Source organism: Orlajensenia leifsoniae (genome assembly GCF_004570845.1).
Classification (GTDB): Bacteria; Actinomycetota; Actinomycetes; order Actinomycetales; family Microbacteriaceae; genus Orlajensenia; species Orlajensenia leifsoniae.
In genome coordinates this window covers 255,249-276,433 of record NZ_SPQZ01000002.1, presented here as the reverse complement: position 1 = coordinate 276,433, position 21,185 = coordinate 255,249, and the positions used below count along the sequence as shown (strand labels likewise).

Annotated in this window: 16 protein-coding genes and 4 tRNA genes; 10 read left to right on the top strand and 10 right to left on the bottom strand. The window is 67.6% G+C overall.

Annotation, left to right across the window (positions count from 1 at the left end):
• Window positions 1-205 precede the first annotated feature (205 nt).
• Complete coding sequence (locus tag E4M00_RS18165) at window positions 206-2,140, top strand: PKD domain-containing protein (RefSeq protein WP_135119442.1); 1,935 nt, start codon at window positions 206-208, stop codon at window positions 2,138-2,140.
• A 24-nt stretch (window positions 2,141-2,164) separates the two neighbouring features.
• Here E4M00_RS18165 and E4M00_RS05365 read toward each other — a convergent pair whose 3' ends face one another.
• The 5 genes from E4M00_RS05365 to E4M00_RS05345 all read right to left on the bottom strand — a co-directional run bounded on the left by E4M00_RS05365 (window position 2,165) and on the right by E4M00_RS05345 (window position 6,947).
• Window positions 2,165-3,520: an MFS transporter gene (locus E4M00_RS05365; RefSeq protein WP_135119441.1), complete on the bottom strand. Its 1,356-nt coding sequence runs from the start codon at window positions 3,518-3,520 to the stop codon at window positions 2,165-2,167.
• Window positions 3,517-6,447 (bottom strand): alpha-mannosidase, encoded by a 2,931-nt coding sequence (locus E4M00_RS05360; RefSeq protein WP_135119440.1) that lies wholly within the window; start codon window positions 6,445-6,447, stop codon window positions 3,517-3,519. The genes E4M00_RS05365 and E4M00_RS05360 overlap by 4 nt, the downstream gene beginning before the upstream one ends.
• Before the next feature lie 206 nt (window positions 6,448-6,653).
• Window positions 6,654-6,725, bottom strand: a tRNA-Val gene (locus tag E4M00_RS05355).
• Between the two features lie 25 nt (window positions 6,726-6,750).
• A tRNA-Cys gene (locus E4M00_RS05350) sits at window positions 6,751-6,824 on the bottom strand.
• Window positions 6,825-6,875: 51 nt separating this feature from the next.
• A tRNA-Gly gene (locus E4M00_RS05345) sits at window positions 6,876-6,947 on the bottom strand.
• Window positions 6,948-7,163: 216 nt separating this feature from the next.
• Here E4M00_RS05345 and E4M00_RS05340 point away from each other — a divergent pair.
• A tRNA-Val gene (locus E4M00_RS05340) sits at window positions 7,164-7,236 on the top strand.
• A gap of 106 nt (window positions 7,237-7,342) precedes the next feature.
• Here E4M00_RS05340 and E4M00_RS05335 read toward each other — a convergent pair.
• Window positions 7,343-7,879, bottom strand: a complete 537-nt coding sequence (locus E4M00_RS05335; protein ID WP_135119439.1) for a hypothetical protein — start codon at window positions 7,877-7,879, stop codon at window positions 7,343-7,345.
• A 280-nt stretch (window positions 7,880-8,159) separates the two neighbouring features.
• On the opposite strand from E4M00_RS05335, the gene E4M00_RS05330 reads away from it, so the two are divergent.
• Window positions 8,160-8,690, top strand: coding sequence for a hypothetical protein (locus E4M00_RS05330; protein WP_135119438.1), 531 nt, complete (start codon window positions 8,160-8,162; stop codon window positions 8,688-8,690).
• Window positions 8,691-8,716: 26 nt separating this feature from the next.
• Window positions 8,717-9,853, top strand: coding sequence for a S1C family serine protease (locus tag E4M00_RS05325; RefSeq protein ID WP_240036865.1), 1,137 nt, complete (start codon window positions 8,717-8,719; stop codon window positions 9,851-9,853).
• Between the two features lie 54 nt (window positions 9,854-9,907).
• Here the strand turns inward: E4M00_RS05325 and E4M00_RS05320 are convergent, their stop codons facing one another.
• The 3 genes from E4M00_RS05320 to zapE form a co-directional block, all read right to left on the bottom strand.
• On the bottom strand, window positions 9,908-10,432 hold the full coding sequence (locus tag E4M00_RS05320; RefSeq protein WP_240036863.1) for a type II toxin-antitoxin system PemK/MazF family toxin: 525 nt from the start codon (window positions 10,430-10,432) through the stop codon (window positions 9,908-9,910).
• 87 nt (window positions 10,433-10,519) lie between these two features.
• Window positions 10,520-11,779 (bottom strand): ammonium transporter, encoded by a 1,260-nt coding sequence (locus tag E4M00_RS05315; protein ID WP_056163434.1) that lies wholly within the window; start codon window positions 11,777-11,779, stop codon window positions 10,520-10,522.
• 216 nt (window positions 11,780-11,995) lie between these two features.
• Entirely contained in the window at window positions 11,996-13,039 is a 1,044-nt protein-coding gene (gene zapE, locus E4M00_RS05310; RefSeq protein WP_135119437.1) for a cell division protein ZapE, read from the bottom strand.
• A gap of 142 nt (window positions 13,040-13,181) precedes the next feature.
• Between zapE and E4M00_RS05305 the strand changes: the two genes are divergently transcribed.
• Both E4M00_RS05305 and E4M00_RS05300 read left to right on the top strand, forming a co-directional pair.
• Window positions 13,182-14,087, top strand: a complete 906-nt coding sequence (locus E4M00_RS05305; protein WP_135119436.1) for a sulfurtransferase — start codon at window positions 13,182-13,184, stop codon at window positions 14,085-14,087.
• 56 nt (window positions 14,088-14,143) lie between these two features.
• Entirely contained in the window at window positions 14,144-14,581 is a 438-nt protein-coding gene (locus E4M00_RS05300) for a SufE family protein (RefSeq protein ID WP_135119954.1), read from the top strand.
• A gap of 79 nt (window positions 14,582-14,660) precedes the next feature.
• Here the strand turns inward: E4M00_RS05300 and E4M00_RS05295 are convergent, their stop codons facing one another.
• Entirely contained in the window at window positions 14,661-15,851 is a 1,191-nt protein-coding gene (locus tag E4M00_RS05295; RefSeq protein WP_167756830.1) for an alpha/beta hydrolase family protein, read from the bottom strand.
• A gap of 79 nt (window positions 15,852-15,930) precedes the next feature.
• Between E4M00_RS05295 and E4M00_RS05290 the strand changes: the two genes are divergently transcribed.
• The 4 genes from E4M00_RS05290 to E4M00_RS05275 all read left to right on the top strand — a co-directional run bounded on the left by E4M00_RS05290 (window position 15,931) and on the right by E4M00_RS05275 (window position 21,143).
• Entirely contained in the window at window positions 15,931-16,521 is a 591-nt protein-coding gene (locus E4M00_RS05290) for a DUF3000 domain-containing protein (protein WP_055818108.1), read from the top strand.
• Window positions 16,518-17,717, top strand: coding sequence for a ribonuclease D (locus E4M00_RS05285; protein WP_135119434.1), 1,200 nt, complete (start codon window positions 16,518-16,520; stop codon window positions 17,715-17,717). Before E4M00_RS05290 ends, E4M00_RS05285 begins: the two co-directional genes overlap by 4 nt.
• 75 nt (window positions 17,718-17,792) lie before the next feature.
• Window positions 17,793-18,998, top strand: coding sequence for a thiolase family protein (locus tag E4M00_RS05280; RefSeq protein ID WP_056163454.1), 1,206 nt, complete (start codon window positions 17,793-17,795; stop codon window positions 18,996-18,998).
• Between the two features lie 6 nt (window positions 18,999-19,004).
• Window positions 19,005-21,143, top strand: coding sequence for a 3-hydroxyacyl-CoA dehydrogenase NAD-binding domain-containing protein (locus tag E4M00_RS05275; RefSeq protein WP_135119433.1), 2,139 nt, complete (start codon window positions 19,005-19,007; stop codon window positions 21,141-21,143).
• Window positions 21,144-21,185: the final 42 nt, after the last annotated feature.

The following is a 21,185-nucleotide window of genomic DNA, read 5'->3' as shown; positions in this document are numbered from 1 at the left end:
ATCCTCCACGAGATGTTCACCGATCCGAAACGTGCGGACAACATGCGGCAGGAGGCCATCGGATCCGCCCGATCTCCACGAGTTCCCCTGTCGGCGCGGTCCCGGGAGGTCTATCCTGCAGGAAAGACGCCCGAGATGCCGATCGACGAGGATCGGCGCGCAGTCGCCTTGCCACGAACTCTTCCCGACGTGCAAGGAGCATCGCATGAGTGCATCACGATCGTTCACCGCGGGTTTCGCCGGCGCAGCGCTGGCAGCAGGATTGCTGGTCGCCACCGGGGTGCAACCCGCCGAGATCGCGCCGACGACGGCGAGCTCGGTGAGCTTCACCGCCTCGGGCGACCTCAACTCGACCACCCAGACATCGGCCGTCCTGAACCAGATCGACTCGATCGGGCCCGACCTGCACCTGGCGCTCGGCGACCTCGCCTACACGAGTGATCCCGAACAGGTGTGGTGCGACTACGTGACCAGCCGAACCGGCGCAGGATTCCCCTTCGAACTCGTCGCGGGAAACCACGAGAGCAACGGTCTCAACGGGAACATCGACAGCTTCTCGGCCTGCCTCCCGAACCAGTTGCCCGGAGCCATCGGGACCTACGGGCGCCAGTACTACGTCGACGTCCCCCAGCAGACACCTCTCGTGCGGTTCATCCAGATCTCGCCCGGGCTGACCTTCCCCGACGGCCTGTGGACCTACGCCGCAGGCTCCGCCCGCTACCAGTGGACTGCTGCGGCCATCGACAGCGCGAGGGCAGCCGGCATCCCCTGGGTGGTGGTCAGCGCTCACAAACCGTGTCTGTCCCTCGGGCAGTACTCCTGCGACACGGCAGATCTCACGAATCTCCTGATCAGCAAGCGCGTCGACCTGGTCCTCAACGGACACGAGCACCTCTACCAACGAACCAAGCAACTCGCTCTGCGCGGCGGCTGCTCGGCGTTGGTGCCCGGTACGTACACCGCAGCCTGCGTGGCCGACCCCGACAACGACCTCGCCGCTGGCGCCGGCACCGTGTTCGCCACCGTCGGCACCGGCGGAACTCCGTTGCGAGACGTCTCCGCCTCGGATTCCGAGGCCCAATACTTCGCCGCCTCATCGGGCCTCAACTCCTCGCCCACCTGGGGCTCCCTGCTCGTCACGGCGGATGCGACCCAGCTGAGTGCCGGCTTCCAGCCCGCCGCCGGCGCGAACTACTCCGACGCGTTCGTCATCCGTCAGGGATCCTCGACCCCGAACGAATCCCCCGTCGCCGCATTCACGGCGAACTGCACCGACCTCGCCTGCACAGCGGATGCCTCCTCCTCGACCGATTCCGACGGCACCATCGCGTCCAGCGCCTGGAACTTCGGGGACGGCACGACCGGCACCGGGACGATCGCCACGCACAGCTACGCCGTATCCGGCACCTACACGATCTCGCTGACCGTCACCGATGACGACGGAGCGGTGAACACCGTCACGCATCCGGTGACCGTCTCCCTGCCCGGCGGGCCGATCACCTACGCCTCCGACGCCTTCGCACGCACCGTCGCGAACGGGTTCGGGACTGCGGACACCGGCGGAGCGTGGACCTTGAGCGGTGCGTCCACGGCCTTCCAGGTGGCCGGGGGCGTCGGCGTCATCCGCCATGCGAAGGCGGGCGGAACCCTGGACGCCTACCTGCCATCAGCAACCTCGACGACGACCGACTTGCTCTACCGGATCTCGGCGGACAAGCCGGCGACGGGCGGCGGCATCTACATCGTGACGCACGGTCGCCGCATCGTCGGTGTGGGCTCCTACCGGGCGCAGGCCATCATCAAGTCGACGGGTCAAGTGACGCTCGCGCTGACACGGGAGAACCCCATCGGCGTCGGCGCCACGATCCAGGCGGCCGTGCTCGTTCCCGGAGTCGCGTTCGCCGCTGGCGACCAACTGCTCGTTCGGATGCGGGTCACCGGAACCTCGCCGACGACGATCCAGGCCAGGATCTGGGAGTCGGGTACACCGGAGCCCTCGGTCTGGCACCGCTCGATCACGGACTCGACCGGACCGCTCCAAGCGGCCGGGTCGACGGGAGTGAGCACCTACGTGTCCAGCTCGGCCACGAACGCCCCGGTCGTGCTGTCGGTCGACGACTACCTGATGCGTGCTCCGTGACGCGGTCGGCGAGGTGTCAGCGGATCACTCGGGGCTCACGGATGCCGCCGATCCGCCCACCCGGTAAAACAGGAAGGGGATCACCGAGATCAGGCAGCTCACTGCCGGCACCAACGTGATCGCAGCGAAGACCGTGTTCTGCATCGAGTCCGTGACGTCCACGCCGGCCTCGTAGCCCGCGAAGACGACGAACACGCCGAAGACGAGAACCGCGAGAGCGTTCATGATCTTCGAGGCGAACGTGAGCCCGGCGAAGGAGATGCCGTCGTTGCGCACCCCGAGGCGGCGCTCAGCGTCGTCGACCGAGTCCGCGATCATGGTCGCCTGGGTGACGAGGAAGATGCCCAGGGTGAGCCCGGTCAGGAAGATGAACACGAGGATGGCAACGAGGTTCGAGTAGCCGACTAGGTACATCGCCGCGTACAGCACGGCGGCGATCAGGGTGCTCACCACGACGAGCGTGCGTGCGGACGTGCGGCGCAGCAGCAGCGGCGTGGTGAAGGAGGAGATCACCATGCCGAGGATGATGGCGGCACCGACGAGTGTGAAGGTTCCCTCGTTGCCGTAGGCGATCACCACGAACACCGCACCGCCCGCCTGCACGATGAAGCGTCCGAAGCCGAGCACCGAGCCGAGCAGCACCATGAGCAGCGGCGTGTTGTGCACCAGCGTCGACAGCAGCTGACGCATGGTGAGGCCGGTGGATGCCGCCGTGGTCTGGCGTTCGCGGGTGAAGAAGAAGGCGAGGAGGAAGACGCCCATGCCGAGGATCGAGGTGATGAACACGGCGAGAGACCAGCCGGCACTCGTGGTCTCGGGACCGAAGCTCAACAGGCGGGCGAGCCACGGCATCCCGAGTGTCGCGAGCCCGAGGGCGATCGCGCCGAACGCCCGCACCATCCCGATCACGCGGGTGCGCGCTGCAGGGTCGGTGAACGCCGAGCCGATGAGCCCCCAGAACGGCACGTCGCAGACCGTGTAGGCGAGGCTCCAGAGCATGTAGCAGACGCCGAAGTAGACGAGCTTGAGCGGCTCGGCGACGTCGGGGATGGTGAACAGCAGCCCGGAGAGCAGGGCCACCGGCGCCGCGGAGAACAGGATGTACGGCCGGAGCTTGCCCCAGCGGGTCCGCGTCATGTCGATGATGCTGCCCATCACCGGGTCGAGGATCGCGTCGATGATCTTCGAGACCGTGATGATGATGGTGACCACGGCGAGCCCGGCGGTGCTGATGCCCGCGTACTGCAGCAGGTAGACGAGGATGAACGTCGAGACCGTGGTGAGCACGATGTTCTGCCCGAAACCGGCGGTGACGACGGCGAGGCTCTGGGTGCGCAGCGGGATCGCCGGTGTGGCGGTCTGATCTGCGGTGACTGTCATGGGGCGGGCTCCAGCAGGATGGTCTTGATCTCGAACGGTCGGAACTCCAGCCGCGCGAGGTCGGTGTCGGCCGTGGGCCGTTCGAGCAGGTCGGTCTCGTGGGCGGCACCATGCGGCAGGCTCACCCGGAGTTGCGTCGTGGTGGCGCGCCCGAGGCTCTCGTAGAGGCGGAGCACGACTCCGTCGCCCTGCTCCGCGCGCTTGACGGTCTCGACGATGACGGCGGCATCCGTCACCGTCGCGAGACTGTCGAAGGCTGCGCCGTCCGTGATGCGCAGGGGGTTGTTGAGCCTGTAGCCCTCACGGACGACCTTCTCGATGTCGTCTTTCTCGAACGGGCAGAACGCGTAGGTGAAGCGGTGCCGACCGCGGTCGGCGGTCTTGTCGGGGTAGGTGGGAGCACGCAGCAGGTTGAGGCTCAGCAGGCCGTTCTTGGCTCGGTGCCCGTACTTGCTGTCGTTGAGCAGGGCGAATCCACCGCTGGCGTCCTCGGTGGCGATCCACTTGTGCGCGCACACCTCGAACTGCGCCGCCTCGACGGAGTCGCGCTCGGTCGTCACCCGCTCGATGTGGCCGAACTGGATCTCGCACTTCACGGAGTCGCCGAAGTGGGCCGGCCGGAACTCGGCCCGGAGCATCCGGTGCCGCTCCTGCCATTCGACGATGGTCTCGAAGCGCACGACGTCGCTGCCCACCTCGAGCACGACGCGCTGTTCGACCGTCACGGTGCGACCACGGTAGAGCTGCCGCCGCACGACGGTCGCGCCGTCGACGAAGCTCTCGACCCTCGTGACCTTCAGCACCCGCGGCGCCCTCTTCACGTAGTCGGGGTTGATGTCCCAGGCGTTGAACGGCCACACGTACGGGTCCTTGTGCACGACGAGCCTGTTGAGACCGTCGCCCGCGTGCTCCGAACCGGTGGCATCCAGGCACGACACGATGGTTCCCGTGTCGTCGAAACGAAGGGTCAGGATGCCGTTGCTCAGCGTGTCGGCTGTGAATGCGAGCTCGAAGAAGTCACCGGCGGGCGTCAGCGCAGCGGCCGCATACGGCGGCACCACCGCCCGGTGCCAGGAGCCGTCGACCTTCACGTGCTCGTCGCGCGGCAGGCTGGTGAGATTCAGCGCGGTGGCCTCGTCGTCGCGCCTCGGGAGCTGGGCGACGAGGACGTCGGCGTAGGCGTCGAGCTCGCGCTCGATGCGCTCGTAGGTGGCGATGGCCTCACGGTTCACGCGAGCGATCGACGAGCCGGGGATGATGTCGTGGAACTGGTTCAACAGCACCTCGCGCCAGTGCTCCTCGAGCACGGGCCGACTGTCGTCTCCGACGAGCACGGCCAGCGCCTCGACCTCGTGGAGCTTCCGCTCCACCAGCCGGTTGTGGCGCTTGATCTGCGCCTGCGTCGTGTACGTGCCCTGATGGGTCTCGAGGTAGAGCTCGCCGACGTGGGTGTGGGCGACGTCGCGCTTCTCGAGGGCACGGAAGAAGTCCCCGGCCGAGGAGTACTCCACCTTCGGAAGCCCGCGCAGGCTCTGCTCGCGCCGGGTGACCTCGTGATGGATCTCGTTGGGCCCACCACCGCCGTCGCCCGAGCCGTAGACGAGCAGCGCCGTGTTCAGGGCCCGCTCGGGGTACTTGGCGAGCCCGGTGAGCAGGTTGTCGGCCGCGCCGCGGCTGTTGTAATCGCCCTCGGGCGGCATGTGCACGAGCACGCTCGAGCCGTCGATGCCCTGCCAGTGGAAGGTGCGGTGCGGGAAGTCGTTGACCTTGTTCCACGCCAGCTTGATGGTCTGGAACCAGTCCATGCCGGCTCCGCGGAGGATCTGCGGCAGGTTGCCGTTGTAGCCGAACGTGTCGGGCAGCCAGCACAGGCGCAGCTGCTCGTCCGTCAGCCCGAACTCGTCCTGCAGGAAGCGCCGGCCCACGGTCGCCTGGCGCACCAGCGACTCCCCCGACGGCAGGTTCGTGTCGGGTTCGACCCAGAAGGAGCCCTGCAACTCGAGGCGTCCGGATGCGACGGCCTGCCCCATCCGTTCGAAGAGGGCCGGATGCCGCTCCTTCGTCCACGCCATCTGCTGCGGCTGGCTGGTGCCGTAGATGTAGTCGTCCCGCTGGTCGATCGTGTTCAGCGCCCGCACGTAGGTGCGGGCCGACTTGCGCCGGGTCTCGCGCAGCGGCCAGAGCCACGCCATGTCGAGGTGGCCGTGGCCGACGGCACTGTAGACGAAGTCGCTCGTCGATGGCCGCGCCAGCTGATCGGCGAGCACGGCGCGGGCGCCGGCGACATCTCCGGCATCGAAGCGGGCGTAGGCGGCGGCGAGAGCCCGCCGCACCTCTTTCTCGAGCGTGGCATCGTCGGTCGCCCCGGCGAGCACCACGAGGGTGAGGTAGTCGTAGTAGAGGGCGTAGGCCTCGTCGTCGCGGGTGGCGAGCCGGGCGCCGTGGTACACGGCTCGACCTACTTCGTAGAGGATCCAGCCGTTGTAGGTGACGTCGGCGTAGATTTCGACATCGCCGGTGCTCAGGTCGACGTTCCGCACGGGCCGGTACTGCCCGCCGCTCTGCGGCAGGTCGCCCTGCTGGAACACCGTGCTCACCGAGTCGAGCAGCTCGCCTTCGGCGGAGTGAACGAGCCCCTCGCCGCGGATGCCGAGCAGCAGGACGGCGTTCTCGGCTCCGCTGGGCACCTCGCCCGTGATGCGCAGCCAGGCGCAGTCGAACACCTTGCCCCAGTGCGTCCCGGGCTTCAGCGGCCTGAACGCCGAGCGATCGAGCTCGGCGAACGGGATCGGCTCGGGCGAGCGCACGATCTCCGCCGTCAGCTCGGCGACGGTCGTATAGACACGCTCGCGGATGCGGGTGAGCTTGCGGTACTCGGCCGGCTGCTGCGCGGGAAGGCCGAACAACCATGACGCGAACCCCGCCATCGGTGCCTCCTTCGACTGAGGCCGGCCACTTCGCGACTCCGCCGCGGCGGTGCGGAAACGGATCGAGCGGCGGCTCGCGGGGAAAGTCTATGTCAGCCCGCCGACGACCCCAGCCGCTGACGCACCCCCACTGTTGAGGTGGTGCGCCAACGCCTCACGGGCAAACAAAAAGCAGCTCGAACCCGAGGATTCGAACTGCTTGTCTGTGGGCGATACTGGGATCGAACCAGTGACCTCTTCCGTGTCAGGGAAGCGCGCTACCGCTGCGCCAATCGCCCAAGGCTGGGATCTGCGATCTCAACTTGGAGGTGGATACGGGATTCGAACCCGTGTATACGGCTTTGCAGGCCGCTGCCTCGCCTCTCGGCCAATCCACCGTGCGGGTTCACTCCATGAAAATGAACCGGGCTTGCGCCCGATCCTTTTCGAGCGGATGACGAGATTCGAACTCGCGACCCTCACCTTGGCAAGGTGATGCGCTACCACTGCGCCACATCCGCGTAACTGCTCTCGCAGTCTCGCTGCTGCATTTCTGCAACAAGAACGACAATAACCGAAACCGTCGCCGCATACAAAACGAGCAGGCTCCGGGCGTGTCCAAGCTGAGCATCCGTTCAACGGATGCTGCATGCCAGCGTCAACCGTGCGTCGATGTGCGTCCCCCGCCATCCGTCGGCTAGTATCGGTATCCGCGGCACGGGAAACCCTGCAGCGATGGGCGATTGGCGCAGTTGGTAGCGCGCTTCCTTCACACGGAAGAGGTCATCGGTTCGAGTCCGGTATCGCCCACTCCCAACTCCCTCGGAAATCCGAGGGAGTTCTTCATTTGCCGGCCGGTCACCACGCTTCGAAATCGGCCCGTGACCACAACCAGCTTTCGGCGAGGGTGCACGCCCTACTGGTCGGTGCAGGTGTGGCTCCACATCGGCTCGAACTCGTTCTGATTGTCGCTGTATGTGTAGACGACGCTCATCGACCCGGTCACCCCCACCTTCTTCATGGCGGGGAACAGTGTTGTGTCGCAGAGGGTGTCGATGGCTGGGCGTTGGGCGTCAAGACCCTCCGATGTCGCCGTCCAGTCCATGGCCTGTGCGTACGTGTAGTCGAAGAAGACAACCGAGTACTTTCCGGCAGGTAGACCCTTGGTGCCGTCCTGCTCTTCCAGCGACCCGGTGATGTCCACCGTCGAGTACATGCCTGGATACATCTTCAACAGTGTCGGGATGGTGGCGCGTTCCGCTTCCACGTACACGTCCAACGCTTTCTGATTCGCTGCGTCCAGATCGGCATCGGAAGCGACAGCTTCACCTGCTGCGGTTGAGGATTCCGCCACTGGGACCTTGGCACGTGACCCGGTGGAGCATGCGGTGAGGATCCCGACAACCGCGAGCACTGCGACGGCATGGATGAGTGGGCGGCGCAGGTGGGGCATCGGTGGTCCTCGAGGTAGCAGGTGTTCGATCACGGTATCCGGGCCACGGCCGCCCATGCTCACCCCAGTTCGCGGCGACCGTCAACCCATACGCCGAACCTCCCTGCGGACGGGCGAGCCTCGGCTCGCCCGTCGATGAGCCCCGGCCTTCCGGGGGCTTTCTGTCTCTCGGAGACGCCATCTCCAGCCAAGGGCGCCTCCGGGAACGCCGAGGACACGGTGATTGCCCGCTGTCGCCGATAAGAGGATGCTGGTCACTACCTCAACGAGGAGACCCGTCATGGCTCGACCTGCCCGGCATTGGGTGGCTGCCGCTGTCGACGTTCGAACCGACACAGCCAAGTTCGCCATCCAAGGCGCCAGCATCACCGGCATCCACGTCCTTCACGCTGATCGCACCATCGAGATCCGTGTCACGAACCCTGCCACGAGAACCGCCACGGTCACCGTCACCGTGAGACCCGACTTCGACGGCGCCGACCCACGTCAGAAACCCCGCACGGGGCAGCAGGTGAGGCTCGGACCTCGGGATACGAAAACGCTCACATTCAGATCACCGCATCCGGACAGCATCCAGTCCGTGCAGCTCGACTCCGACCAACCCATCATCCCCGGCGGCGACGTTCAAACATTCCGAACCTGGAATCCGAGCACCACTGCCACCCTGTGGGAGGTCACACCACTCGTCTGGTACGAGGTCTCCGACGGCCCACCCGCGATACCCGGCGAGTCGACGACGGGCACGGGCACGGGCGCTGACGCTACAGCTCAGCCCCGCGCCTCGCGACTGAACCCGAACGGTGACCGCTAGCCTGATCGCACACTCGAGAAGGGCTGATGATGGACCACGACGACCAGAGCTCATCGGACGGCGGGGCTGATACTCCTGCGGACACCCAGGCACCACCTGCGGGTGACGCGGATGCTCCGGCGAAGCCCAACCTGCCCCGCTGGCTGATCGTGTCCGTCGGCGTCCTGGCGGCGCTGGTCCTCGTCGCCGGCGGGTTCATCGCCGGAACCGTCACCGCCTCCGCTCTGGCGTCCGGCCGTGGGGCCTGCGACGCCGAGTCGGTGGCGAACCGTGTCCTGCCCTCCATCGTGACCATAGTGGTCGGTTCCGGCAACGGGAGCGGCCAGGTCATCACCGAAGACGGCTACATCCTCACGAACAATCACGTTATCTCATCGGCTGCAGCGTCGGGGACTGTCACCGTGCGTTTCAGCGACGGCCACGAGCTGCCCGCGACCATCGTCGGCCGGGACCCGAAGACGGATCTCGCCGTCGTCAAGGTCGACAGTGACGAGGACTTCCAAGTCATCGACGAGGGCGACTCGGGATCCCTCTCCGTGGGTCAGCCCGTGGTCGCCCTCGGTGCCCCGCTCGGCCTGTACAGCACCGTCACCACGGGCATCGTCAGTGCACTGGGCCGCACCGTGCCCGTACCGAGCGATGACGACCGCAACGCCATCCTCGTCGGAGCGATCCAGACTGACGCGTCCATCAACCCCGGCAACTCCGGAGGAGCGCTCGTCGACTGCCGTGGCCGTCTCGTCGGGGTGAACACGGCTATCTCCTCCGTCTCCGGAGCCGGAGGTCAGAGCAGCACGGGCAGCGTCGGAATCGGATTCGCGATCCCCCAGGCGATCGCCATCCCGCTCGCCCACCAGCTCATCGAGCACGGGAAGGTGACGTACCCGAACATCGGTGCCGACCTCATTCCCATTCCCCATGCCGTGGCCGACCACTTCGGAGTCGAGTACGGCCTGTTCGTGGAATCCACCATCGCCGGTGGCCCTGCGGATGAAGCCGGCATCCGACCGGGCGACGTCATCACTGCCGTGAACGGACGATCCGCAGCGAATCTCGACGTGCTCACCCATGTCCAGCTCACCAGCGAAGCCGGCGACACGGTCACCGTCGACTACGTCCGCGATGGCGAGAAGTACACGGCTCCGGTGACGCTCGCCGACTGAGGGGCCTCCGAGGCGGGCCCCCGGAATCCGATGGCCCACCGCACCGAGGTCGGGTCAGCTCCAGCCGTACCTCGCCCGCAGAGCGCGCTCGACGAGTTCGTAGCGCCGCTGATCGAGGGCGGAAGCCTCCCGGCGCATCCCGGCTGGGCTCACTCGGAAGATGCGATCGATGTTCACCCAGCTCGCCCGCCCCTCGGCGTCCCACGGTCCTACTCCGAGTTCCACGAAGTCGCGCTCGCCTCCGTGGTCTCTGCTGGTGAGCTGGGCCGCCAGCAGCGTTCCCGCAGGCTCCGCGGCGACGATCACGACAGGACGGTCCTTGCCGCGCCCGTCGTTCTCCTCGTAGGGCACCCACGTCCACACGATCTCTCCGGGATCGGGATCGCCATCCGTCGTCGGCGAGTACGTCATGCGCACGGCTCCGACGCTGCGCGGGTCGACTTCGACCGTGGCGGAGGAACTGCCCTCCCGAACCGGGTGGGGGCCGGCGGAGGAGACGGGAACGTCTGCGCCGCGTTGTCCGCGCAGCATCCGTCCCACGCTTGCGAGGAAGGCCGGGATCCCATTCGATGACGCCACCCTCGCACCCTAGCAAGGCGCACGGAAAGGGGCGGTGGAGTCTCCTCCACCGCCCCGCACCGCCAGGTTCCGTGGCGGTGATCCGTGTTACACGGTCTCGAGTGCGTAGCCCTCTTCGCCGTGAACGATCGTGTCGACTCCAGCCACCTCGTCCTCGTTGGTGATCCGGAAGCCCATGGTCTTCTGGATGATCCAGCCGATGGCGAAGGCCATGACGAAGGAGTAGACCATCACGACGAACGCTGCGGCGAACTGCTTCCAGAGCTGCTCGAACGAGCCGGTGTCGATGAGGCCGATGCCGGCGCCGAAGATGCCGATGTACAGCGTTCCGATGAGGCCGCCGACCAGGTGGATGCCGACGACGTCGAGCGAGTCGTCGAAGCCGAGCTTGAACTTGAGGTCGATTGCGATGGCGCAGACGGCACCGGCGAGGATGCCGAGGACGATGGCCCAGAACGGCGTCAGGATGTTACAGGCGGGGGTGATGGCGACGAGACCCGCGACGGCACCGGATGCCGCACCGATCGCCGTCGGCTTGCCGTCCTTGATCTTCTCGACGATGAGCCAGCCGAGGATGGCGGCGGCGGGCGCTGCGAGGGTGTTGATCCAGGCGATCGCGGCGACACCGTCGACAGCGGCCTCGGAGCCGGCGTTGAAGCCGAACCAGCCGAACCAGAGCAGGGCGGCACCGAGCAGGGTGAGCGGCACGTTGTGCGGCTTCTGGATGCCCTTCTGGAATCCGACGCGCTTGCCGAGGACCAGCGCGAGGGCGAGTGCTGCTGCACCGGCGTTGATGTGGACGGCGGTTCCACCGGCGAAGTCGTTGACTCCCCAGACCGGAGCCCAGCCCTCGGCGAGGTTGAAGACCATGAAGGCGACGGGGAAGTAGACGAGCGTGACCCAGATGGCCGCGAAGACGATCCACGCACCGAACTTCGCGCGGTCGGCGATCGCACCCGAGATCAGGGCGACGGTGATGATGGCGAAGGTCGCCTGGAAGCCGGCGAACGCCAGGCCGGGCAGGTCGGGGTCCATCGCGCCACCCTCACCCAGGCCGAGGAGGCTGGTGAGGCCGATCGAGCCGTCGAAGGGGTTGCCGACGATGCCGGGGATGAGCGGCGTGCCGAACGCGAGTCCGTAGCCGTAGAGCACCCAGAGCACGCCGACCAGCGCCATGGCGCCGAAGCTCATCATCATCATCGAGATGACGCTCTTGGCTTTCACCATCCCGCCGTAGAAGAATGCGACGCCGGGCGTCATGAGAAGAACGAGTGCCGCTGCGACGAGCAGCCAGAGCGAGTTAACGCTCGTGGCCGCGTCGTAGTCGGCTGCTGCAGTCAACAACATACGAATGGTCTCCCTTGGGGTCTGTGCTCGGGACACCAGGCAACCGCCTGCGGCTCCACCGGTGTGTAGACGTCAGTTTTGACGTGGCACGTTTCGTCGGAGAGATTCGGATGTTTCGGGTCTGTTACGTGAACCGCCCGTTCGTAAACATCGTGTTTCGCGCCGCCCGGAAATCTCCCGACGGATGCTGGTGGTCGGCTGGGAGATCCTGCGAGGTCAGTCGTGCGGAGGGAGTTCGCCCGTCGTGAGGGCGATGAGGCGAGACATCGCGCGCAGGTACTTCTTGCGATAGCCACCGGCGAGCATGGTCTCGTCGAAGACCTCGCTGAGGGGGAATCCGCTCGCGATGATGGGGATCTCCGCGTCGTACACGCGGTCGATGAATGCCACGAGACGCAGGGCATCCGTCTGATCGTGCAATTCATGCACCCCGCTGAGGGCGATGACGTCGAGCGCATCGATGACCTTGACGTACTTCGACGGATGCACTGTCGCGAGGTGCGCCATGAGGCCGTCGAAGGTGTCGAGCGACACACGCTCGCCCTTCTCCCCCATGCCGGCGACCATGCGGCCGAGCGCATCGTCGTCGACGCTGACGGCGGAGCCCTCGACATCGCGACGGCGGTAGTCCAGTCCGTCGATGCGGATGGTGCGGAACTGCGCCGACAGAGCCTGGATCTCCCGCAGGAAGTCGGAGGCGGCGAAGCGGCCCTCGCCGAGGGCGTTCGGCGGCGTGTTCGAGGTGGCGGCCACCTGGGTGCCCGTGGCCATCAGCTCACCGAGCAGACGGGTCATGAGCATGGTGTCGCCCGGGTCGTCGAGCTCGAACTCGTCGATGCAGATGAGCTGGGTGCCCGTGAGCAGCTTGACCGTCGGGGCGTAGCCGAGTGCGCCGACGAGGGCGGTGTACTCGATGAAGGTGCCGAAGTACTTCCGCCCGGGCGCCTGGTGCCACAGGGCGGCGAGCAGGTGGGTCTTGCCGACGCCGAAGCCGCCGTCGAGGTAGATGCCGGGCAGGGCGGCCTTGGGCTTGCGGTTGCGTGAGAAGAACCCGCCGGGGCGCTGCGCCCTCCAGACGCCCGCGAACTCGTGCAGGGCCTCGACGGCCTCGAGCTGCGACGGGTAGTTCGGGTCGGGACGATAGGACTCGAACGACGCGTGCTCGAACTGGGGTGGCGGAACGAGCTCCGCAGCGATCTCGGCCCCGGTGATGCTCGGTGAACGGTCGGTCAGGCGGATGACAGGGCGTGCCGGAGACATGCGTTCGAGGTTTCGTTTCTGTTCGTTGCGCGACGACTGCAGTCGCCTTCGTACGCCGCGTAGGTTGGAGAGCGGACAGACCACCAGCCTAATCCGCTTCCCCTCATCCCCCGCCTGACCAGGCTCACCCAGGAGGTTCCCCATGACCGTCGATTCCGACCCGTCGCCGAAGTTCAGCGCCTACGCCCACCCGGAGCGACTCGTCTCCACGGCCTGGCTCGCCGAGAACCTCGACCGCCCCGGACTCGTCGTGGTGGAGTCCGACGAGGACGTCCTCCTGTACGAGACCGGCCACATCCCCGGCGCCGTGAAGATCGACTGGCACACGGACCTCAACGACGGCGTCACCCGCGACTACATCGACGGCGAGCGCTTCGCCGCCCTGCTGGGCTCGAAGGGAATCGCCCGGGACACGACCGTCGTCATCTACGGCGACAAGAACAACTGGTGGGCCGCGTACGCCCTCTGGGTCTTCACCCTGTTCGGCCACGAGGACGTGCGCCTGCTCGACGGTGGACGCGACCTCTGGATCGCCGAGGGACGCGAGACGACGACGGATGCCACGACTCCCGTTGCCGTCGAGTACCCCGTCGTCGACCGCGACGACGCCACCATCCGCGCCTTCAAGGACGACGTGCTGGCCCACTTCGGCAACCCGCTCATCGACGTGCGATCCCCGGAGGAGTACAGCGGCGAGCGCACCACGGCTCCGGCGTACCCCGAGGAGGGAGCGCTGCGCGCCGGACACATCCCCTCGGCGGCGTCAGTGCCCTGGGCTCGTGCCGCAGCACCCGACGCGACGTTCAAGACCCGCGCCGAACTCGACGACATCTACCTCGGCGAGGCCGGGCTCCAGGCAGGTGACGACGTGATCGCCTACTGCCGCATCGGCGAGCGCTCGAGCCACACGTGGTTCGTCCTCACCCACCTGCTGGGATTCGACAACGTGCGAAACTACGACGGCTCCTGGACCGAGTGGGGTTCCGCCGTGCGGGTTCCCATCGTCACGGGCACCGAACCGGGCGAGGCACCCGCAGCCCGCGTCTGACCGCGACGCCTCGCCTGCCGACGATGTCTGCGTCGGGAAGTGGGAGGATTGACATGATGAACGAGATCCCCCTTCCCGACCAGCTCGCCGAGATCCGAGACGACTTCCTGGCGCTCGCAGTGCCCGATCGCCTGCAGATGCTGCTCGAGTTCTCCAACGAACTCCCGGAGCTTCCCGAGCGCTACCGGGATCACCCCGACCTGTTCGAACGGGTCGAGGAGTGCCAGTCGCCGGTCTTCATCTTCGTGGAGGTGGAGGACGGCCTCGTGCACCTCTACGCCACGGCTCCGCGCGAAGCCCCCACCACCCGGGGGTTCGCGTCCATCCTCGCCCAGGGACTCGACTCTCTGACCGTCGAGCAGGTCCTCGCGATTCCCGACGACTTCCCGCTGACCATCGGCCTCACCGAGGCGGTCTCGCCCCTGCGCATCCGGGGCATGACGGCGTTGCTCGGCCGCGCCAAGCGCCAGCTGCGGGAGCGCGCCGCGGCCTGAGCCCGCGGCATCCGCCAGCCTCGGTCCACCCTCGGTCCAACTGCGTCCGCAGGCGTCCGCCGTTCGCCGTCCGTCGTGGTCAGCCCTCGAGGCCGGTCAACCACCCACTGACGCTGCGATCCCAGCGGTCGGAATCGTAGTTCCACAGCCTGGCGTGCCGCGCGACTCCCCACTCGTCGTAGCTGACGATGTCGGGGCGGAGTGCCGCCAGACGGGCCGAGCCATTGTGCGGCACGAAGCCGTCATCGCGACTGTGCAGGATGTGGATGGGCACCCTCAGCCGATCAGCCTGCCCGAGCACGTCGAGGCGGGCGAAGTCGATCGGGGTGGCCAGGCCGCTGATCGTGCGCCCCCACCCGTTCCCGAGGGTCCTCACGACCGTGCGTGTGATCGGCTCGGGCAGGCGGTTGAGCGTGCCCTGGAACGCGAGGATGTCGTGCCAGTCCACGGCTGGCGAATCGAGGACGATACCGGTGACGGATGCCGCATGTCCTGAGCGCAGCACCGTCTGCAGCGAGATGGCGCCGCCCATCGACCAGCCGGCGAGCACCACGCCCCCGGCGCCGTGCTCCCCAGCGAAGAGCAGGGCGCTCTCGACGTCCCGCCACTCGGTGTCGCCGAGGCCGTAGCGGCCGTCGGCGCTGTCGGGTGCCTCACCGTCGTTGCGGTACGACACGATGAGGCAGGTGTAGCCGGCGCGATGGAACGTCTCCACGGCGCGCAGGCACTCCGGTCGCCGGCCACCCCACCCGTGCACCATCACGACCCAGCGGTCGGTCGGCTCGGCGGCCGGGATGAGCCAGGCCGGGGCGGGGCCGCGTTCGGTCTCGATGGTGACATCGGAGTACGGATGCCCGAACTCGCCGGGAGCCAGGTGGAACCAGCTGCCTAGCCTGCCGCGGCTCACACCCCTCAGGTCGCCGAAGTCCACGCCGATGATGCGCCGCGTCACCGTGACGGCGCCGCCGCCGGTGATGTCGCCGACCCTGGCGTGCCCCTCGTCGTCGTCGAACCAGAAGCTGTATCGGCCGGGAGTACGGGAGTCGCCGTCGGCGTCGAACTCGATCTCACCGCGAGCCAGATCGACATCGCGCACGCGCACGGGCTCCGTGCGCTTGGCTCGGGGAACGACGATCGTCCGCACGAAGCGGGTCACGACCGCCAGCGCTCCGAGCAGCGTGACGATCCAGAACGAGACGGCCACGATACCCGTGACGAGGATTCCGACACGCCGTGCGAACCGGGGCGCGTCGGCGTCATCCTGCGGCATCCGCGGGGCCCCCTTCATCGCCGACGAGCAGTCGGCGTGCCTGAAGGACGCCGATGCGAAAAGACTCTAGTCTGCACACGTGTCCGAAACCCGACCAGCGCCGACTCCCCCGGAGTTCGCCGCGGCCCTCGATGCCGTGCGTCGGGCGCGAACGCGCCCTGAGCTCGTGATCTCCGAGATCGCGGCACCGTCGAGCCTCGCCCCGTGGGCCGTCGCCCTCGCCGCCGACGTCTCTCCCACCCGCCACGGCGGAGACTCCGAGCTCGGCACGGGTCGGTTCGTACTGCTCTACGACCCCGAGGAACCCGAGTCGTGGGGCGGGTCCTTCCGCGTCGTCTGCTTCGCCCAGGCTCCGCTCGAGACCGACATCGGCACGGATCCGTTCCTCGCGGAGGTCGCCTGGTCCTGGCTCGTCGACGCACTCGACACCCGGAACGCCAAGTACACGGCGGCATCCGGAACCGCCACCAAGATCCTCTCGTCGGGCTTCGGGGAACTCGCCCGTCAGGGCGATGGCGCCCAGATCGAACTGCGTGCCTCCTGGACGCCGCTCGAGCACGACGTCACCGCGCACGTCGAGGGTTGGAGCGAACTGCTGTGCATGCTCGCCGGCCTTCCTCCTGCAGCCGACGGCGTCACCTCCATCCGCTCCCGTCGGGCGGGCAAGTGAGCGACCGCCACGTCATCGAGACGCGTGAGGAGTACCTCGCCGCCGTCGATTCGATCTCAGCCGGCACGGGCCCGATCGCCATCGACGCCGAGCGCGCGAGCGGCTTCCGCTACTCGCAGCGTGCCTATCTCATCCAGGTCTTCCGCCGCGACGCCGGCGTCTTCCTGTTCGACCCTCCCGCCATCGGCGCCATGACCGAACTCGACGACGCAATCGCCGACGTCGAATGGGTCCTGCACGCCGCCAGCCAGGATCTCGCCTGCCTCCGCGAGGTCGGGCTCGATCCCGCCGTGATCTTCGACACCGAACTCGCCGCACGGCTGCTCGGCCTCCCGCGCGTCGGGCTCGGAACCGTCGTCGAGGAACTTCTCGGCATCCACCTGGCGAAGGAGCACTCGGCGGCCGACTGGTCGACGCGTCCTCTTCCCGCCTCCTGGCTCGAGTACGCCGCCCTCGACGTCGAGCTGCTCGTCGACCTGCGCGACGCCCTCGCCGTCATGCTCGACGACTCCGGCAAGCGGGGCATCGCCGGTGAGGAGTTCCAGGCCACCCTCGATCGCGAGGTCAAGGCCGTGCGGGCGGATCCGTGGCGCCGGCTCTCCGGTGTGCACGCCCTGCGCGGCCAGCGCAGCCTGGCGGTCGCACGGGAACTGTGGCTGGCCCGCGACGCCCTCGCCCAGGAGCGCGACATCGCTCCGGGTCGTCTGGTTCCGGATGCCTCCCTCGTCGCCGTGGCCCGCGCGATGCCCACCACCAAACGCGCCCTCGCCGACCTGCGGGAGTTCACCGGGCGGGCCAGCCGTTCGGAGCTCGAGCGCTGGTGGCAGGCCGTGGAGACCGGCCTCACCACGACCGACCTTCCCGTGATGAAGCAGGCCGGCGACAACACCCTGCCTCCGCCTCGGGCCTGGAGCGACAGGAACCCCGAGGCCGATGCACGTCTCAAGGGCGCTCGGGCCGCCGTGGCCGTGATCTCCGAGGAGCGCTCCATCCCGATGGAGAACCTGCTCACGCCCGACCTGCTGCGCCGCGTGGCCTGGACTCCCCCGGTCGTCATCGACGCGGCATCCGTCGCCGACGAACTCGCCAGACTGGGCGCGCGACCGTGGCAGGTTGCAGCAACCTCACAGGCGATCGCCGATGCCTTTGTGGATGCTGACCAAGAGCCCGACCAGAGCACGGAAGCCCTTTCGTAGGTTCTGTCAAACGATTCAGTGGCCATCGGCGCCCTGCCTAGGATCAAGGAAGACTGATCCGATAGTGGAGGCGAAGTGGCCGAAAGAGCTGATGTCGTGTTCGTCGACGGGGTACGCACCCCGTTCGGCAGAGCAGGCGAAAAGGGCATGTACTGGAACACCCGAGCAGACGATCTGGTGGTCAAGGCCATCGTTGGACTGCTGGAGCGGAACACCAGTCTGCCGAAGGACCGTATCGACGAGGTGGCCATCGCGGCCACGACGCAGCAGGGCGATCAGGGACTGACCCTCGGCCGCACGGCGGCGCTGCTCGCCGGTCTCCCGACCACCGTTCCCGGCTACGCGATCGAGCGCATGTGCGCCGGAGCCATGACCGCCGTCACCACGAGCGGCTCCGGCATCGCCTTCGGCCAGTACGACGTCGTCATCGCCGGTGGAGTCGAGCACATGGGCCGCCACCCGATGGGCGAGGGCGTCGACCCCAACCCGCGCTTCCTCTCCGAGAAGCTCGTCGCGGCGGACGCCCTCAACATGGGCAACACCGCCGAGCGCCTGCACGACCGCTTCCCGTCGCTCACCAAGGAGCGCGCCGATCGCTTCGGCATGCTGAGCCAGCAGAAGGTCGCCGCCGCATACGCGTCGGGCGACATCCAGCCCGACCTGGTGCCGGTGTCGCTCCGCAGTGACGCCGGCTGGGGCCTCGCCACCGAAGACGAGGGCATGCGCCCGAACACGACCATGGAGGGCCTGGCGTCGCTCAAGACGCCGTTCCGCCCGCACGGTCGCGTCACGGCCGGCAACGCGTCTCCGTTGACGGATGGCGCCACGGCGTCGATCCTCGCCTCGTCCGCCGCCGCCAAGGAACTCGGCCTCCAGACGAAGATGCGCATGGTGAGCTTCGGCTTCGCCGGCGTCGAGCCCGAGGTCATGGGCATCGGTCCGATCCCGTCGACGGAGCGCGCGCTGAAGAACGCCGGTCTGTCGATCGAGGACATCGGCCTCTTCGAGCTCAACGAGGCCTTCGCCGTGCAGGTGCTCTCGTTCCTCGACCACTTCGGCATCGCCGACGAGGATCCGCGCGTCAACAAGTGGGGTGGCGCCATCGCCATCGGCCACCCCCTCGCCGCCAGCGGCGTGCGCCTGATGATCCAGCTCGCCCGCCAGTTCGAGCAGCACCCCGAGGTGCGCTACGGCCTGACCGCCATGTGCGTCGGCCTCGGACAGGGCGGAAGCGTCATCTGGGAGAACCCCCACCACAAGAAGTACGGAAAGGGCCGCTGAGCCGACATGACCGACTACTCGACGATCGACTTCTCCGAGCTGGCAGCCCTCACCGATGACGAGGTCGTCACGCACTCCTACGTGCGCGACATCCCCCTCTCCTCCGGCCGCACGCTCGCCCTCGTGACCCTCGACAACGGACGCGATCACACGCGTCCGAACACCTTCGGTCCGGCATCCCTTCTGGAACTGGGCGCCACCTACGACGCCCTCGCCGACCGGGCCGCGAAGGGCGAGATCCACGCCGTCGCGACTACGGGCAAGCCGTTCATCCTCGCCGCCGGCGCCGACCTGTCGAAGATCGCCGAGATCCCGACGCGCGACATCGCCAAGAAGATGGCCCAGCTCGGTCACCACGTGCTCGGCAAGCAGGCCACCCTCGGCGTTCCGTCGTTCGTGTTCATCAACGGCCTCGCCCTGGGCGGCGGTGTCGAGCTTCCGCTCAACGCCGATTACCGCACCGTCGACTCGTCCGCCGCGGCGCTGGCCCTGCCCGAGGTCTTCCTCGGCCTCATCCCCGGCTGGGGCGGCACCTACCTGCTGCCCAACCTGATCGGCATCGAGAACGCCCTCAAGGTGATCATCGAGAACCCGCTGAAGCAGAACCGCACGCTGAAGGCCCAAGACGCCTTCGACCTCGGGATCGCCGACCGCATCTTCTCGCCGGTCAACTTCCTCGAGGACTCGATCCGCTTCGCCGACGGCGTGCTGAGCGGCACCGAGAAGGTCGTTCGCAAGAACGCCCCGGGCAAGCTCGAGCGCATCGCCAAGTGGGACATCGCCATCAAGATCGCCCGCGACACCGTCGCGAGCCGTCTCGGCACCATCCCGAAGTCGCCGTACGCCGCACTCGACCTGCTGAAGGCCGCCAAGAACGGTACGAAGGAGGAGTGCTTCGCTCTGGAGGACGACGCCCTCGCCGATCTGATCGCCGGAGACCAGCTGCAGGCATCCATCTACGCCTTCAACCTGGTGCAGAAGCGGGCCAAGCGCCCAGCCGGTGCGCCCGACAAGGCTCTCGCCAAGAAGGTCACCAAGGTGGGCGTGCTCGGCGCCGGCTACATGGCCAGCCAGTTCGCGCTGCTGTTCCTGCGCCGCCTGCAGGTGCCCGTGGTCATCACCGACCTCGACCAGGCCCGCGTCGACAAGGGCATCGGGTACATCCACGACGAGATCCAGAAACTGGCCGACAAGGGCCGCATCGGGTCCGACGAGGCCAACCGCCTGCGCGCCCTCGTGACCGGGACGACAGACAAGGCCGACTTCGCCGACTGCGACTGGGTCATCGAGGCTGTCTTCGAGGAGCTCGGCATCAAGCAGGACGTCTTCGCCGAGGTGGAGCAGTACATCTCCCCCGAGGCCGTGCTGGCCACGAACACCTCGTCGCTCTCCGTCGAGCAGATCGGTGCGAAGCTGAAGAACCCGGAGCGCCTCGTGGGCTTCCACTTCTTCACGCCGGTGGCGGTCATGCCCCTGATCGAGGTCGTCAAGACCCCGCACACCGATGACGCCACGCTGTCGACGGCCATGGTCACGGCTGCGAAGCTGCGGAAGAACGCCGTCATCACGGCTGACACTCCCGGCTTCGTGGTGAACCGTGTTCTCGCCAAGCTGCTCGGCGAGGCGATGTACGCGGTCGACCGGGGCACTCCGTTCTCCGTCGTCGACGAGGCGATGGCGCCACTGGGGCTTCCCATGGCGCCGTCGGCCCTGCTCGACCTCGTGGGACTGAAGGTCGGCGCCCACGTGCTCGACACGCACCACGCCGCGTTCCCCGACCGCTTCTACCGCAGCGAGAACCTGCACGAGCTGGCCGAGTACGGCACGTTGCTCGAGAAGGACTCCAAGGGCAAGGTCAAGGGCTTCGATAAGGGCGCCCTGAAGATCGTGGCCGGCGGCACCGAGCCCATGCAGGCCGAGGAGATCCTCGTGCGCCTGCAGGACGGCCTGGCCGACGAGGTGCACCGCATGCTCGAGGACGACGTCGTGGCGGCGGCAGAGGACATCGACCTCTGCATGATCCTCGGCGCGGGCTTCCCGTTCCAGATGGGCGGCCTCACGCCGTACCTCGACCGCGTCGGCGCGAGCGAGCGGGCCTTCGGCTCCACCTTCCACGACCCGCGGATCGTGGGCGTCGGAGCGTAACGGCTGCACAGACGACGAGAGGGGCGGATCACACGATCCGCC